Below are 16,074 nucleotides of genomic sequence, written 5' to 3' on the forward strand. Positions count from 1 at the left end.
AAAGAAGCGAAAGGAAAACAAATGGCAATACTCGTACTCGGAGGAGCTGGCTATATCGGTTCCCACATGGTAGACCGTTTGGTCAATGAAGGACAGGAAAAAGTCGTCGTGGTCGATAGCCTGGTCACAGGACACCGTGCAGCGGTGCATCCAGATGCCGTCTTTTACCAAGGAGACCTAGCGGATCAAGACTTCATGCGCATGGTTTTTAAGGAACATGCAGATATTGATGCGGTCATCCACTTTGCGGCCTACTCACTAGTCGCGGAGTCTATGGCAGATCCATTGAAATATTTTGACAACAATACAGCTGGCATGGTCAAACTCTTGGAAGTCATGCATGAATGTGGGGTGCACTACATCGTCTTTTCTTCAACCGCTGCCACCTACGGTATTCCAGAAGAGATTCCGATTCTTGAAACCACTCCACAAAAACCGATTAATCCTTATGGCGAAAGCAAGCTCATGATGGAAACCATCATGCGCTGGGCCGATCAAGCATACGGCATCAAGTATGTGCCCCTTCGTTACTTTAATGTGGCTGGTGCCAAACCAGATGGATCCATTGGCGAAGACCATGGACCAGAGACCCATCTCCTGCCAATCGTCTTACAAGTGGCCCAAGGCAAACGCGAAAAGATCGCCATTTTTGGAGATGACTACAATACACCAGATGGCACCAATGTACGTGACTATGTTCATCCATTTGACTTGGCAGATGCCCATCTGCTAGCGGTGGAGTATCTGCGTAATGGCAATCCATCTACTGCCTTTAATCTGGGCTCATCTACCGGATTCTCTAATCTTCAAATCGTTGAAGCAGCCCGCAAGGTGACGGGACATCCGATCCCACTTGAGATTGCAGATCGCAGACCAGGAGATCCAGATACCCTGATCGCATCCTCTGAGAAGGCGCGTGCAATTCTCGGCTGGCAACCAAAATTTGATAATATCGAAACCATCATCCAAACAGCCTGGGCATGGCATTCCAGCCACCCAGATGGGTACAATGATCGATAAGTAGAGGACTGCGAACATCATTTTTGAGGGTTTTCTTATAACATCTATATCTACAGTTGATCTTGCCAAATGACTGGTTTCAGACGTCAGTCATTTCCTAAATCATCATAAAATAGTGAGGGATTCAAAATGAATAAAACTGTAAAAACAGTAGCCATCTTATTGTCAGCTGGTCTTCTCTTAGTTGGTTGTGCGTCAAAAGAGAAACCAAAATCTACCGCTCAAACGTCCACTAAAGCGACGACGAAAGCGACAACTGAGTCATCAACTAAAGCAAAGACCAAAAATTCATCAACTGATGAGGTTAAAGAAGAGGACTCAAGAGTAGGTGCCCAAAAAACGGTTCTCGAAACCAGTGATGAAGCAGGTAAGTCAACCGTAACCTTGTATTACAAGGGAGATACTTTATTAGTACAAGAAAAGGTTGATGATTATAATATTTCAAAAATGGATGGAGATAACCCTCTTGAAGAAATGAAAGAAGCCGTTGCCATAAGCCAAGAAAAATTCAAAGATCTGATAGGTAACGGATTTGAACTGACATCAGAATACAAAGACGGTATCTTCTATATCTACAATACAATTGATTACACGAAAATCGATTTGCAAAAGCTAAAAGAAATCGTTCCAGGCTTTAATCCTCTAAATGACAGTACAGTTAGTTATTCTGTGACGAAAGAAAGTCTCATTAACAGTGGTATGGTCGAAAAATAATGTTTTGATATTCTAAGCGGTTCTGCACCCCAAAAAGTTAGACAGAAAAACTAACTTTTGGGGTGTTTTGTTATGAAGGTCTCTTTGTTTGTTAGAGCAGGAGGATATCGGAGAAATTTAATGGGACTGGGGGGAAAGACTTGCTCAACCCAATTACCAAAAGGGATCGCAGGAGGAGATGTGGGGGCAGGACAACGAAGCAATCCTATACAACAGTGCTTCTGCCCAGCTCCCTATTTTGACTTTATCCGCAGACGCCCTTTGTATCTTGATTTAGTCATGGAACTTCCTGGATTGCTGAAATCATCCACTGGATAATTTCACCTAACGTCCGTCCTCAAGGTCGTCAAGAATCTCTTGATCAATTGGGGAAGTTGATCTTATAAAATTTTAGGAAAGGCTTTGTCAAGTGTTGACAGGCCTTTTTTTGAATGCTATAGTAAAATCGTAAACGCTTACACAGTAGAACGAAGTAGATGAAAAGATGGGCAAGTTAGATGCCTTATAAAAAGAGGAGAAAAAACAAATGGCAGGACCAGTGATAGTTGGAGAGCACTACCGAATCTCCGTGTTAACGGAATCTTTGGTGCGCTTGGAATATTCAGAGAATGGTGTTTTTGAGGATGGACAGACGCAAGTTGTGCAAGATAGAGATTTTGGACCAGTTTCTTGTGAGATCACAGAGACCGAAGAGGTCCTCGATCTGCATACGGAGCATCTCCACCTTCATTTTGAAAAGGGACCTTTTGCACCGGATCGGCTTTTTATCGAACTCAAGGGCCAGTATGCAGTCTATGGTAGCCGATGGCACTATGGGGATCGGCCTGAGACCTTAAAGGGGACCAGTCGGACGCTCGATGAGGTCGATGGAGCTATGGAGTTGGAAGATGGGATTTTAAGCAAAGCAGGCTATGCTCTTTTGGACGATTCTGCTTCTTATTTGTATGATGTCGAAAGCGGATTTAGAGCACGGTCATGTCCAGAAGTGGATTTGTATTTCTTCGGTTATGGGCGCGATTATCTAGGGGCCTTGAAAGATTTTTACCATCTGACGGGACAGCCACCCCTCTTGCCACGATATGCTCTGGGAAACTGGTGGAGCCGGTATTGGCCTTATACCAGTCAGGAATACACAGATTTGATGGATCGTTTCAAGGCTGAAGGGGTACCTCTAGCTGTCAGCGTGATCGATATGGACTGGCACAAGACGGAGATTCCTGCTCGCTTTGGAAGTGGTTGGACGGGCTATAGTTGGAACCGGGACTTGATTCCTGATCCAGCTGCCTTCTTACATGGTTTGCATAAGCGTGGTTTAAAGGTGACCTTGAATGTTCATCCAGCAGACGGAATTCGAGCCTTCGAGGATGCTTATCCCATGGTCGCAAATCGCTTGGGACTCAATACTGAAAAGGAAGAAGTAGCCAGCTTTGACTTTTATAGTCCAGCCTTTCGTGAAGCCTATTTCGAAGATGTCCACCATCCCTTAGAAGATCAAGGAGTGGACTTTTGGTGGATTGATTGGCAACAGGGAAGTCATGGCAAGATGGATCCACTTTGGTTGTTAAATCATTATCATTATCTAGACAATTGTCGAACAGGTCAAGCTGGTCTCATCTTATCACGTTATGGGGGGCCTGGAAGCCACCGGTATCCAATCGGTTTTTCAGGGGATACCATTGTGACTTGGGAATCCCTAGCCTTTCAACCCTATTTTACCAGCACAGCTTCAAATATCGGCTACACGTGGTGGAGTCACGATATTGGTGGCCATATGCGGGGTTACTATGATGAAGACTTGGCTCTTCGCTGGTTGCAGTTTGGGGTCTTCAGCCCGATCAATCGTCTCCATAGTTCTTGTAATGCCTTTAACAGCAAGGAACCGTGGTTTTACTCGCCTGAGACCTGTCGCTTGATGAAGCGGTATTTGCGCCTGCGCCATAGCTTACTGCCTTATCTCTACACCATGAATGTGGCAACGCACGAAGAAGGGCTGCCCTTGGTTCAACCCCTCTATTACCACTACCCAAACGAAGAAGAGGCTTATGAAGCGAAGAATCAATATTTCTTTGGCAGTGAACTCATGGTGGCACCAATTACCGAAGCGCTGGATCCTGTCTTTCATAGTGCTTCTGTGAGCGTTTGGTTCCCAGACGGCGTTTGGTATGATTTCTTCCATGATTGGAAGTACGAAGGAAAAGGCAAACTCACAGTCTTTAGAGCTAGCCAGGATATTCCGGTCTTTGCGCGTGCAGGAGCCATCATCCCTATGGATGCACAACCGCAGACAGGGGTAGAGCTTCCAGAAATGCTGGACTGGCATCTCTTCCCAGGTGACAATCGTTCCTTCGTACTCGTTGAAGGAGAAGGAGATAACCGGGTTGAAACCCGCCTAACTGTCAATTGGGATGAAAGAAAGATTAGGCTGGATTTAACAGGTGATCTAACGCTGCTTCCTGAAAAGAGACAGCACCGGTTCTTCCTCCATACCTTTGAGACAGCCCCTATCTTAGTGGACAATCACAGTCAGGAGATTGCGATGGGTGTGTTGCAATCGCGTCCTACTGCCAAAGAAGATCGGATGTTTGAGCTCTTGAAATCTGCCAACCTGGCCTACGATAGGAAGAATGAATTGTTTGTGGCTTGTTCAACAGCCAAGGATTGGAAACAGTTGATGAAGATCATTACGCCTTTAGAGGAAGGTTTGCGTCAACGTCTCTTTGAAGTGATTTATTCCAGTGAAGAGAATGAAGACTTGTAAATTCTTGCAATTTCACCCCTATTTTTGTAAGATGAAAGTGATTTCATAAGCATGAAGGAGAAGAAAAAATGGAACAAAAATGGTGGCATAATGCCGTAATTTACCAAGTATATCCCAAAAGTTTCAAGGATAGTAATGGCGATGGGATTGGAGATCTCAAAGGGATCACAAGCAAGTTAGACTACTTAGAAAAATTAGGGATTACAGCCATCTGGCTTTCGCCGGTCTACAAGAGTCCCATGGATGATAACGGCTATGACATTTCAGATTATGAGGGTATTGCCTCCATCTTTGGGACGATGGAAGATATGGAAGAATTGATCGCAGAAGGCCATAAGCGCAAGATCAAAATCATCATGGACTTGGTGGTCAACCATACCTCTGATGAGCATGCTTGGTTTATCGAAGCGCGTGAAAATCCAGACAGCCCTAAGCGGGATTTCTATATTTGGCGGGATGAGCCAAATGGTATTATTTCTGCTTTTAGTGGTTCTGCTTGGGAATTTGATGAGGCCTCTGGTCAATATTATCTGCATAACTTTAGCAAGAAGCAACCAGACCTCAACTGGGAAAACGAGGAGCTTCGTCATCAGATTTATGACATGATGAATTTCTGGATTGACAAGGGCATTGGTGGCTTCCGTATGGATGTCATCGATATGATCGGCAAGATCCCAGATCAGGAAATCATCAGTAATGGTCCCATGCTCCATCCTTACTTGAAAGAGATGAATCGCGCTACCTTTGGAGACAAGGATTTGCTTACGGTAGGGGAAACGTGGGGGGCGACACCTGAGATTGCCAAGCAATATTCCAATCCAAAAAATCAAGAATTGTCCATGGTTTTCCAATTTGAACACATCGGTCTTCAATACCAACCAGGGCAACCAAAATGGTACTACGCCAAGGAATTGGATGTGCCTAAATTGAAGGAAATTTTCACCAAGTGGCAGACAGAATTGGGGACAGAAGAAGGCTGGAATTCGCTCTTTTGGAACAACCATGATCTCCCACGAATTGTGTCCACTTGGGGGGATGATGGCGACTATCGGGTCAAATCTGCCAAGGCTTTGGCTATTCTGCTTCACTTGATGAAGGGAACTCCTTATATCTATCAAGGCGAAGAAATTGGGATGACCAATTATCCATTTGAGACCCTTGAGGACGTAGAAGATATCGAGTCAATCAACTATGCCCATGAAGCCTTAGAAAAAGGTCTACCGCTTGAAGTGATCATGGATCAAATCCGCCATATTGGTCGGGACAATGCACGGACACCGATGCAGTGGAATCATGAAGCAGAAGCTGGCTTTACGACAGGTCGTCCATGGCTTGCGGTCAACCCAAACTATAAAGAGATCAATGTAGAGGCTGCCCTGGCAGATCCAGACTCTATATTCTATACCTACCAAGCTCTCATTGCCTTACGAAAAGAGCAGCCTTGGCTTGTAACGGCTCATTATGAATTGGTGGACGCAGCAGACAAGGTCTTTGCCTATAAGCGGGTAGAAGGAGAGCAAGCCTATTTGGTTGTTGTCAATCTTTCAAGCCAAGAGCAAGAGTTACCGCTGGTTAATGGAGTTGAGAAGGTCATCATTGCCAATACCAAGGTAGAGCAAGTGCTTGAATTCGGCAAATTAGCCCCTTGGGATGCCTTCTGTGTCAAGTTGGCCTAATGAAGGTAAGAAAAGAGAGTGGGACAGAAATCGGTCATTCGTTAGAATTCGATTTCGTTGTCCCACCTCCGCACAGTTGAGTAAGGCTGTAAAAGCTGATGAAATCAGCATAGTAGAGCCCACTCAACCACTGCATCTTGCTCGATAATCCAAAGACAATTGAGAGACTAGGACTTTTGTCCCAGCCTCTTTTTCTTATATATAATTTCAAATCAAAATCGTTGACAGATGTAATATCTAGTATTACAATGTTATGATAATGATTACACTCTTATAAAAAGTGAGATAAGAATCTTAGCTTTTAAGAAGATGGTGAGGAAGAACATGATTGAATACAAACATGTAGCCTTAGGCTACACTGAAAAAGAGGTTCTTAGAAACGTCAACCTCTGTATTGAGCAGGGAGAATTTATGGTCTTGGTAGGACCTTCAGGATCTGGAAAAACCACCATGCTTAAGATGATCAATCGGCTTTTGGAGCCGACAGATGGCAATATCTATATGGATGAAAAACGCATCAAGGACTATGATGAACGAGAGTTACGTCTCAGTACCGGTTATGTCCTTCAGGCCATCGCTCTATTTCCAAACCTAACTGTCGCTGAGAATATTGCTCTCATTCCTGAAATGAAGGGCTGGAGCAAGGAACAAATTGCCTCTAAAACAGAAGAACTCTTGGACAAGGTGGGTCTGCCCGCTACAGATTATGCTCATCGCTTACCAAGCGAGTTATCAGGTGGGGAGCAACAGCGGATTGGTATTGTGCGGGCCATCATTGCAGAACCAAAGATTCTATTGATGGACGAGCCCTTCTCAGCTTTAGATGCTATTTCTCGCAAGCAGCTACAGGCTCTTACCAAAGACTTGCACAAAGAATTTGGTATGACGACTATTTTCGTTACTCATGATACGGACGAGGCATTGAAATTAGGCGATCGGATTGCGGTTCTACAAGAAGGAGAGATTGTACAGGTGGCGAATGCTGAGACCATTCTAGCCCAGCCAGTCAACGACTTTGTTGCGGATTTATTTGGAGGTGTTCACCATGTCTAAACTACTTGCAACCTTCCAAGAACGCTTTGGAGACTGGGTCACTGCACTGGGACAACATTTGCAACTGTCATTACTGACCTTGCTCCTTGCTATCTTTCTAGCTGTTCCACTGGCTATTTATTTAAGTAGTCGCAAGAGAGCGAGCAACTGGGTCCTACAGTTAGCTGGAATCTTCCAGACCATTCCTTCCATGGCCCTTTTGGGGCTCTTCATTCCCATCATGGGGATTGGGACGCTTCCGGCCTTGACAGCTCTGGTTATCTACGCCCTTTTCCCCATCCTTCAAAATACCATTACCGGTTTGCAAGGGATTGACCCAAGCCTCGAAGAAGCAGGGATCGCCTTTGGGATGACCAAGTGGGAACGACTCAAGAAGTTTGAGATTCCCTTGGCCATGCCCGTCATCATGTCTGGGATTCGGACAGCAGCTGTGATGATTATCGGGACGGCTACCCTTGCTGCCTTGATTGGAGCAGGGGGACTTGGTTCCTTTATCCTTCTGGGAATTGACCGCAATAATGCCAGTCTGATTTTGATTGGGGCCTTGTCTTCTGCCTTCTTAGCCATCGCTTTTAACCTGCTTCTTAAATGGATGGAAAAGGCCAAATTGCGGACCATCTTTGCGGCCTTTGCTGTGATGGTTATTGGATTAGGAGCTTCTTATACACCAAGTCTTCTTCCCAAACCGAAAAAAGAAAACCTGGTCATCGCTGGTAAGTTAGGTCCAGAACCTGAAATTCTAGCCAATATGTACAAGATTTTGATCGAAGAAAACACGGATATGACAGTGACCGTCAAACCAAATTTTGGAAAGACCACCTTCCTCTATGAAGCTCTGAAAAAAGGGGATATCGCTATCTATCCAGAGTTTACAGGGACCGTGACCGAAAGTCTCCTCAAGCCGGCGCCGCAAGTCAGTCATGATCCAGAAACAGTCTATCAAGCGGCCCGAGATGGGATCAAGAAACAAGACGACCTGGCCTTCCTCAAACCCATGGCTTATCAGAATACCTATGCTGTCGCAGTGCCTAAGAAAATTGCCCAAGAGTATGGCCTCAAGACCATTTCCGATTTGAAAAAGGTGGAAGGAGAACTCAAGGCAGGATTTACGCTAGAGTTTAATGATCGAGAGGATGGGAACAAGGGCTTGAAAAAGGTCTATGGTCTTAATCTACAAGTCTCCACCATGGAGCCAGCCCTTCGCTACCAGGCTATCCAGTCCGGTGATATCCAGATAACAGATGCCTACTCAACGGATGCCGAGCTTGCTCGCTATGACCTCGTGGTCCTCGAAGATGACAAGCAACTCTTCCCTCCTTATCAAGGGGCCCCACTGATGAAAGCTGAATTACTCGAAAAACATCCAGAATTGGAGTCTGTTCTTAATAAACTGGCTGGAAAAATCACAGCAGATCAAATGAGCCAGCTCAACTACCAAGTGGGTGTGGAAGGTAAGTCAGCTAATCAAGTAGCGCGTGATTTTTTGATTCAGGAAGGGATCATCAAGTAATAATGCGAATTTTAAATTGAAAAAAACTTTATTTAAGTTACTTACCTAGGATTTCTCTATGAACCTGATCTATTTAATGCTTAAAGGTTACTAAGAAGGAGAAAAACGGATTACCAAAAACTCATTAGAGGTTGGGCATATTGCCCCACCTCTTTTTATGATATACTAGAGTAGTTTTTGAGATTTGTAAAAAATGTGATTTTCTAGTTCAAATTTAAAAAAGAAAAGGGGAGAACATGGACATCTTTTTGAGGAGCATATCGGGCATCCTGGTCATCCTGGGCATGATTTTAGTGGGCTTTGTCATTGGTGAAAAAGCTTGGTTTGATGACAAGTCACGTGGCTTGATTGCAAAGCTAGTTACTCAAGTCGCTCTTCCCTGCTATATGCTCTACACCATCACGCAGCGCTTCACAGCAGCAGATCTGCTTAAAATGTTGCCAGCCTTGCGATTTCCTGCCCTGTCTATGGTTATTTTGCTTGGCATCGCAACAGGAGTAGCCAGGATCTTTGCAGTGAGACAGGATCGTCGTGGCCTCTTTATTTCCATGTTTTTTAACTCCAATACCATCTTCGTGGGGCTTCCCATTAACCAAGCCCTCTTTGGAGATGCCAGCATTCCCTATGTTTTGATCTATTACATGTGTAATACGACCTTTTTCTGGACTTTGGGGACCTATCTGATTCAGCGGGATGGTGAGGGAGAAGCGCAGTTTGATCTTAAAACCAGTCTGAAAAAAGTCTTTTCTCCGCCCCTGATGGGCTTTCTCTTAGGGTTAGTCTTTGTGATCCTTCATATCAAGATGCCAGCCTTTCTAGCCAGTGATTTGCAGTATCTGGGTAATTTAACGACCCCCTTATCCATGATATTCATCGGTTTGTCAGTGTCTCATGTAGGTGTGAAGCAGTTGGTTCTGGGAAAAGATCAGCTACTCATTCTACTAGGTCGCTTCGTGGTTGCCCCTCTCTTGATGGCTTCCATCGTCTACTGGTTGCCTCTTCCAAACCTGATGAAGCAAGTCTTTATCATCCAGTCCGCCATGCCTGTGATGACCAATGCGCCAGTTGTTGCCAGACTCTACGGAGCTGATAGTGATTATGCAGCGGTCATGGTGACAGAGACGACCCTTGCAACCATGGTGGTGATCCCTATTCTCATGCTGTTGATGGCTTAATAAATAAAAAGAGCTCAAGTTTTCATTGAAAAAACCTGAGCTTTTTTATATGAGAGCTAATAAAATCGTAATTACCAGAGCGATACCTACTCGAATAACATGATGAACTGGTTTGAAGTTTTCTTTGTGCTTGCCATTCCAATAGGCCCCGTAGCAAATCAAACCACAGCCAATCATCCAAAGGAATAAAGCAACAATCGGCAAAAAGAAGTAGAGGATAAGAGAAAAGGTCGTAAGGCAACTTCCAATGAACAGAAGCTGATTTCCTAGAGTATTCTTGCCCTTTCTTAATTCTGAAAGGCTAGCCAATAAATGAAGGAGGGGAAAGGCAAGGGCTAAGAAGGCTGTCAAAAAGCCGAGAAGAATGGGGATGAGCATAGTTTTCCTTTCTATGATACATGATGTAAGATCGCTCCTTAGTTAGAAGCGACGTTTAAAATCTCCAAATAAAACTGAATGACTTCTTGTTCGGTGTAAGTCTTGCCTTTTTTGAGCCACCAGCTGAGGGTTTCAATGAAGTTGGTTACGACCAGGTGTTTGAGATAGGAGTGGGGGATGTTGGGGTGCGATTGAATCAGTTTTTCAGCTACCATGGGGTAGACGTCGTGTTCCAGTTCTTTTCTCAGTTGCCGGATAAAATAATCATTTTTGGAAAGCAAGAGACTGGTTACATGGTCTTGGTTTTCCTTGAAATGCTGAAAGATATGGGCTAGGTAGTCTTGGGGAGAGAGCTGATCATCTCGCTCAAAGAGGTGATGAAAGAGTTTTTGACAGAGCTCGTCAAGTAATAATTCCTTGCTCTCGTAATGGCTGTAAAAGGTTGAGCGCCCCACATCAGCATGGTCAATGATTTCCTGAACGGTGATGGCCTCGTAGTCTTTTTGGTTGAGTAAGTGTAAGAACGCCTGATAGATAGCTTTTCGAGTTTTGGTGATGCGACGATCCTGTGCTGTCATATGGACACTTCGAACAAACTGTTCAGTAACGGACACCCTAAACGGTTTGCCCCTATCCTTTCTGTTGTGAATGTTAGATAATGATAATGAACATGATGTTCATGAATCTATTATAACAAAGGAAATAGGATTATGAAGACAAAACATGCGGTCTGGATCGCTTTTTTCTTGAATTTGAGTTATGCCATTGTTGAGTTTATTGCAGGAGGGATTTTTGGATCCAGTGCGGTCCTTGCGGATTCGGTCCATGACTTGGGGGATGCGATCGCTATTGGGATCTCTGCCTTTTTGGAGAGTATTTCCAATCGTGAAGAAGACAGCCACTATACCTTGGGCTACAAGCGCTTTAGCCTTTTAGGGGCCATGGTAACGGCTGTGATTCTCATGACAGGGTCCGTTCTAGTTATTTTGGAAAATATAACGAAACTGGTTCATCCACAACCTGTCAACGATGAGGGCATTCTCTGGCTTGGAATCATAGCCGTCAGCATCAATGTGCTAGCGAGTCTCGTCATTCGCAAGGGGCAAACCAAGAACGAATCCATTCTCAGCCTGCATTTTCTGGAAGATACCTTGGGTTGGGTGGCTGTCATCCTAATGGCCATTGTTCTACGATTTACCGACTGGTATATCCTGGATCCGCTCTTATCTCTTGCTATTTCCATCTTTATTCTGTCAAAAGCCATTCCACGTTTTTGGAGCACGCTCAAGATTTTCCTCGATGCCGTTCCAGAAGGAGTGGATATCCAGCAAGTCAAGAGTGATTTGGAGCAGTTGGAGCATGTGGCTAGTATCAATCAGCTTAATCTCTGGACCATGGATGGGCTGGAAAAGAACGCCATTGTCCATGTTTGTCTAGAGCGTGTCAACCACATGGAGGTCTGTAAAGAGTCTATCCGAGACTTGCTCAAAGACTGTGGCTTTCAAAACGTCACCATTGAGGTCGATGAAGATCTGGCAACCCACCGAGCTCACAAGCGAAATATCGAAGAGCTGGAAGCCAGTCAAAGTCATGGACATGATCACCACCACCATTAATGACGACTTGGTACGAGCAGAAGCCCATGAAAAAGTGTATACTATAGGTAAGTAAGCAATAGAAAGTAGGTTGTTCCTATGAAGAAAACAGTTTATACAAAAGCTGGGCAAGTGGGCCTTGTAGAAGTGGAGCGTCCACACATAGAAGCACCAGATGATGTCATTCTCCGCATCGTTCGCACCTGTGTCTGTGGATCTGATCTCTGGAGCTACCGCAATCCAGATATTGAAGAGGGCCACCAAAATAGTGGTCACGAAGCCATTGGGATCGTCGAAGAAATCGGAGAAGCTATTACAACGGTGAAACCGGGTGACTTTGTGATTGCGCCTTTCACCCATGGCTGTGGGGAGTGTGATGCTTGTCGTGCTGGCTATGATGGGACCTGTGACCGCCATATTGGGACCAACTGGTCTGACGGGGTGCAAGCGGAGTACATGCGCTTCGACTATGCCAACTGGGCTCTCGTCAAAATCCCGGGGCAACCGTCTGATTATACCGAAGCCATGCTTAAATCCTTCTTGACGCTAGCAGATGTTATGCCGACGGGTTACCATGCGGCGCGTGTCGCAGATGTGAAACCAGGTGACAAAGTCGTGGTCATCGGGGATGGAGCTGTGGGTCAATGTGCTGTGATTGCTGCTAAGATGCGAGGAGCATCGCAAATTGTCCTCATGAGCCGTCACGAAGACCGCCAACAAATGGCTTTGGAATTTGGTGCAACAGCAGTCGTAGCTGAGCGGGGAGAGGATGGCATTGCCAAGGTTCGTGAAATCCTTGGAGGAGGAGCAGATGCGGCCCTTGAATGTGTTGGTACTGCAGCAGCCGTTGATCAAGCCCTTGGGGTCCTTCACAATGGGGGGCGTTTAGGTTTTGTCGGTGTGCCTCACTACAATAATCGTGCCCTTGGATCGACCTTTGCCCAAAACATTTCCGTGGCAGGTGGAGCAGCCTCTGTTACCACCTATGACAAACAGTTCTTGCTCAAGGCAGTTCTTGATGGTGACATCAATCCTGGACGCGTCTTCACCCATAGCTATAGCTTGGACGAGATTGATCAAGCCTATAAAGACATGGATGAACGCAAGACCATTAAGGCTATGATTGTGATTGAATAACGAAAAGAGAGTGGGACAGAAATCGGTAATTCGTTAGAATTCGATTTCGTTGTCCCACCTCCGCACAGTTGAGTAGGGCTGTAAAAGCTGATGAAATCAGCGTAGTAGAGCCCACTCCACCACTGCGTCTTGCTCTACAATCCAAAGACAATTGAGAGGCTAGGACTTTTGTCCCAGCCTCTTTTTAGTTAAATGAACTTTTATTTCAAATCTGACATCACTTGCTTCTTGGTGAAGGTGCGCTCTTGTTTGTTGGCGAGTGCTTTGATGCGTGCATCTAAAAGAATAGCACGGCCTTCAGCGCTTCGGGTATAGATGAGGTCATACTTACCTAGGCTCTTTCGAATCTGCTCAACAAAGGCTTTCGCATCCTCTTTCCGTTTGTCAAAGAGGCTTGGTACGGCGAAATATTCTGTCTGATCGGTCACTTTTTCCTGTGCTTTCAGGATGTAACGTTGATTTTCAATTGGTGCGAAAAATTCGATCATGGTTTGCGAAAAGAGTTCTTTCTCCCTCATGGTTCCGCCCTTCAAATAAATCAGCGTGTTGATAGCATCCTTTCTGTCTCGTACTACTTGGATTCGGGTTTCCTGGGTTTGAATCTGTCCCGAAAGAAGCAGGGCTTGGTGAATAGCTTTGCCAAAGACTTCTAAGCGTTTGTATGGACTCTTATAGAGATAGTAGCGCAACCAAGCAAGGAGTGAGAGAACAGCTAAGAAGAAGAGAAGAATAAGAGAAGCTGTATTCCATCCTCCTCTAAATGAATAGTAAATAAAGTTGGCGAAAGCATCGGTCAAAGTGCAGGCTGATAGCCACCGTGCCAGCTTTCTAGCATCAAAAAATAGAGCCAGAGGTAGGAAGTGTTTGTCCACTTGGACCTCATTTGCAATCTCCATATTCTCTAAAATAGGGAGGGCTTTTTGCCAGCCATCTCTGAGTTCTTGACGATGGGTGGAGCGCTCTAAGGTCTCTGCATTCAGTTTTTCTAAGTGTTTTTTAGTATAGCGAATCTGATCAAAGGCCAGACGCTCGATGCCGGATTCAATGAAGGGTTCCTTGTAGTGGAGACCTAAAAATTGTTTCATCCGTCTCTCTAAAAGCTCCAGGTCAGGACTGTATTGTTTCAGCTGATCTGTGATGGCTTCGATTTCTTCCTTTTCAAGATCTGACTTTTCATACCATTTCTTTAGGGAAAGGTTGATAGAGACTAAATGCCAGATATTACTGGTCTTATTTGGCTCTTCGGGCCACACTCGGATGGCACGACCTCGCATTTGATTACTGAGCATAAAACTCCCGACAAAGCTAGCTAGAATCAGGGAGTTGACACAAGGAGCATCCCAGCCTTCTCCTAGAAGAGACTTGGTTCCAATCACGACTTGGATGAGCCCCTCTTGGAAGAGTTGGGTTACAGCTATCACCAAGTCATGCTGAGAGCCAACCAAGCGAACCTTGAGAAAATCACCAGGGGATAATTGGCCGACACTTTGGTAAGTCAGTCGGTTCGCTCCTAGAAGCTCTTCCAGTCTTGCCTTAGCAACTGTCGGGATGATGACGATACTACCTGTTAGGACAGCGATAGCAGGTGGACTAGCTTGCTCTATGCTTTCCCTACGAATGGATTCAAAATACGAGAGAACTCCTAATTGAGTAAATTGGGCGTCCTTGTCCCCTAGATGAACTTCAAAGTCTTGACGAATGTAGTCTGTTAAGACCAGTTGGCGCAGTTGGCTTCCAAGAGCCTGATATTCTGCCTTGAAAATCTCTCGAACCGCATTGAGTTTTCCCAGGGATTGGTTGAGCAGGAGGTCTTGTTTTTTATTGCGGACCAGTTTGACTTGTTTTCGATCGATCAAGCTCGCTGCTTTTAATTCATGGAGGAGTTGCTTTTCGTATTCTTCTGGTAGATTGTACCAGTGAGGCACCTGAAAGAGCAGACCTTGCAGGAGAATTTCAAGCCAGTCTAGGGTGAAAGCAGGAAGTTTTTTTGCTCCTAGAAGATTCTGGAAACGTTGGGGAAAGGCGATTCCCTTGCTCCGAAGAAAGATCAGGGTAGCAGAGAGATACTTGGGCTCATTGAGCAATTCATCATCACTGATCTGACCAGATAAAGCTTGGCAGGTTTGCAGGTATTGACAAAAGAGGGGGTCTGAAGTCAGTTGCTGCAAGAGGGCATTCTTTTGTTGGCTAAAAGCATCCAGCTGAGCCTGCTCTTCCTTGGTTGGAAAGGCAAAGTAGACATAGTCCTGATGGGGACAAAGGGTATCTTCTTTGACCAATTCGGGAACCGTAATTTCCTCATCAATCTCCCCACACATGCGGATATACCGATCCCAAAGGGCAGGGTCTCCTTCATAGGGAGGGGTAGCAGTGAGGGAGATCATCTTTAAGTCAGGGAAGGCTTGACGAAAGGCTTCCAAGCTCTTCCACCACTCATTGCGCAGGTGGTGACATTCATCCAAACAAAGGGTCCCGAGTGAAATAGTTTTAAAGGTAGAAAAGATATCGAATCCTTTGAAATCAAAGGTTTCAATCTCGGCTTGGTCATCGGTATCCTCAACTTGCGATTGACCGACGACTTGATTCATCGCACTGTGTAGGGCCTGATAGGTAGCCACTGTAATCAGCTTGGGATGTTTGAGGTCCTGAGAAATCAGTTGCTCCGCTTGGCTTTCATCTTTCAAAAATGCCTGGACAATCCGGTCGACCCATTGTTGACGTATAGTGACCGTAGGGGCCAAAATCAAGGTTGGCTGGCCAAAGCGCCGGATAAATTCTATTCCCAAGGTTGTTTTTCCAGAGCCAGGAGCCGCTACCAAATGCAGGTGACCATCCGCCATGAAAGCGTCACTCTTATCGAGAACGCGTTTTTGATAGTGTCTCCATTGACCTGTAAAAGCTAGTTCTTGTAACATTGGTTTCCTCCCTTGTACTGTCCCCATTATATCATAGTTGAAGACATTCATTAGAAGGGAAGTTACTATGGAAGCGAAATAGTCATATTTGCTATCTTTTCTTGACAGAGGCTCGATGGACTTATATAATGTTACAAACAAGT

General features: G+C 45.2%; 12 protein-coding genes. 9 read left to right on the forward strand and 3 right to left on the reverse strand.

Going from position 1 to position 16,074, the window contains the following annotated elements; all coding sequences use genetic code 11:
• The first annotated feature begins 21 nt into the window (after positions 1-21).
• From galE to DW738_RS01600, 7 genes are all read left to right on the forward strand, one after another.
• Positions 22-1,020, forward strand: coding sequence for a UDP-glucose 4-epimerase GalE (galE, locus tag DW738_RS01565; protein ID WP_123160148.1), 999 nt, complete (start codon positions 22-24; stop codon positions 1,018-1,020).
• Positions 1,021-1,149: 129 nt separating this feature from the next.
• On the forward strand, positions 1,150-1,734 hold the full coding sequence (locus DW738_RS01570; RefSeq protein ID WP_120702047.1) for a DUF1307 domain-containing protein: 585 nt from the start codon (positions 1,150-1,152) through the stop codon (positions 1,732-1,734).
• 526 nt (positions 1,735-2,260) lie between these two features.
• The gene (locus tag DW738_RS01575) at positions 2,261-4,492 is read left to right on the forward strand and encodes a TIM-barrel domain-containing protein (protein WP_123160149.1); all 2,232 of its coding nucleotides are present in this window, start codon (positions 2,261-2,263) and stop codon (positions 4,490-4,492) included.
• A gap of 68 nt (positions 4,493-4,560) precedes the next feature.
• Complete coding sequence (locus DW738_RS01580; RefSeq protein WP_123160150.1) at positions 4,561-6,168, forward strand: alpha-glucosidase; 1,608 nt, start codon at positions 4,561-4,563, stop codon at positions 6,166-6,168.
• A 324-nt stretch (positions 6,169-6,492) separates the two neighbouring features.
• Complete coding sequence (locus DW738_RS01590) at positions 6,493-7,221, forward strand: ABC transporter ATP-binding protein (RefSeq protein ID WP_123160151.1); 729 nt, start codon at positions 6,493-6,495, stop codon at positions 7,219-7,221.
• Positions 7,214-8,731 carry an ABC transporter permease/substrate-binding protein gene (locus tag DW738_RS01595; RefSeq protein WP_123160152.1) on the forward strand — a complete coding sequence of 506 codons (1,518 nt, stop codon included), beginning with the start codon at positions 7,214-7,216 and terminating at the stop codon, positions 8,729-8,731. The genes DW738_RS01590 and DW738_RS01595 overlap by 8 nt, the downstream gene beginning before the upstream one ends.
• A 236-nt stretch (positions 8,732-8,967) precedes the next feature.
• Positions 8,968-9,906, forward strand: a complete 939-nt coding sequence (locus DW738_RS01600; RefSeq protein ID WP_123160153.1) for an AEC family transporter — start codon at positions 8,968-8,970, stop codon at positions 9,904-9,906.
• A gap of 45 nt (positions 9,907-9,951) precedes the next feature.
• On the opposite strand, the gene DW738_RS01605 is transcribed toward DW738_RS01600, so the two are convergent.
• Both DW738_RS01605 and DW738_RS01610 read right to left on the reverse strand, forming a co-directional pair.
• A complete protein-coding gene (locus DW738_RS01605) occupies positions 9,952-10,284 on the reverse strand; it encodes a hypothetical protein (protein ID WP_006596541.1) in 333 nt (110 codons plus the stop codon).
• Between the two features lie 38 nt (positions 10,285-10,322).
• Positions 10,323-10,862: a TetR/AcrR family transcriptional regulator gene (locus DW738_RS01610; protein ID WP_123160154.1), complete on the reverse strand. Its 540-nt coding sequence runs from the start codon at positions 10,860-10,862 to the stop codon at positions 10,323-10,325.
• Positions 10,863-10,994: 132 nt separating this feature from the next.
• Between DW738_RS01610 and DW738_RS01615 the strand changes: the two genes are divergently transcribed.
• A complete protein-coding gene (locus DW738_RS01615) occupies positions 10,995-11,900 on the forward strand; it encodes a cation diffusion facilitator family transporter (protein ID WP_123160155.1) in 906 nt (301 codons plus the stop codon).
• A gap of 78 nt (positions 11,901-11,978) precedes the next feature.
• Positions 11,979-13,016, forward strand: coding sequence for an alcohol dehydrogenase catalytic domain-containing protein (locus DW738_RS01620; protein ID WP_123160156.1), 1,038 nt, complete (start codon positions 11,979-11,981; stop codon positions 13,014-13,016).
• A 200-nt stretch (positions 13,017-13,216) separates the two neighbouring features.
• Here the strand turns inward: DW738_RS01620 and DW738_RS01630 are convergent, their stop codons facing one another.
• Positions 13,217-15,931, reverse strand: coding sequence for a DEAD/DEAH box helicase family protein (locus DW738_RS01630; RefSeq protein ID WP_123160157.1), 2,715 nt, complete (start codon positions 15,929-15,931; stop codon positions 13,217-13,219).
• Positions 15,932-16,074 lie beyond the last annotated feature (143 nt).

Source organism: Streptococcus sp. AM28-20 (assembly GCF_003603595.1).
GTDB lineage: Bacteria > Bacillota > Bacilli > Lactobacillales > Streptococcaceae > Streptococcus > Streptococcus ilei.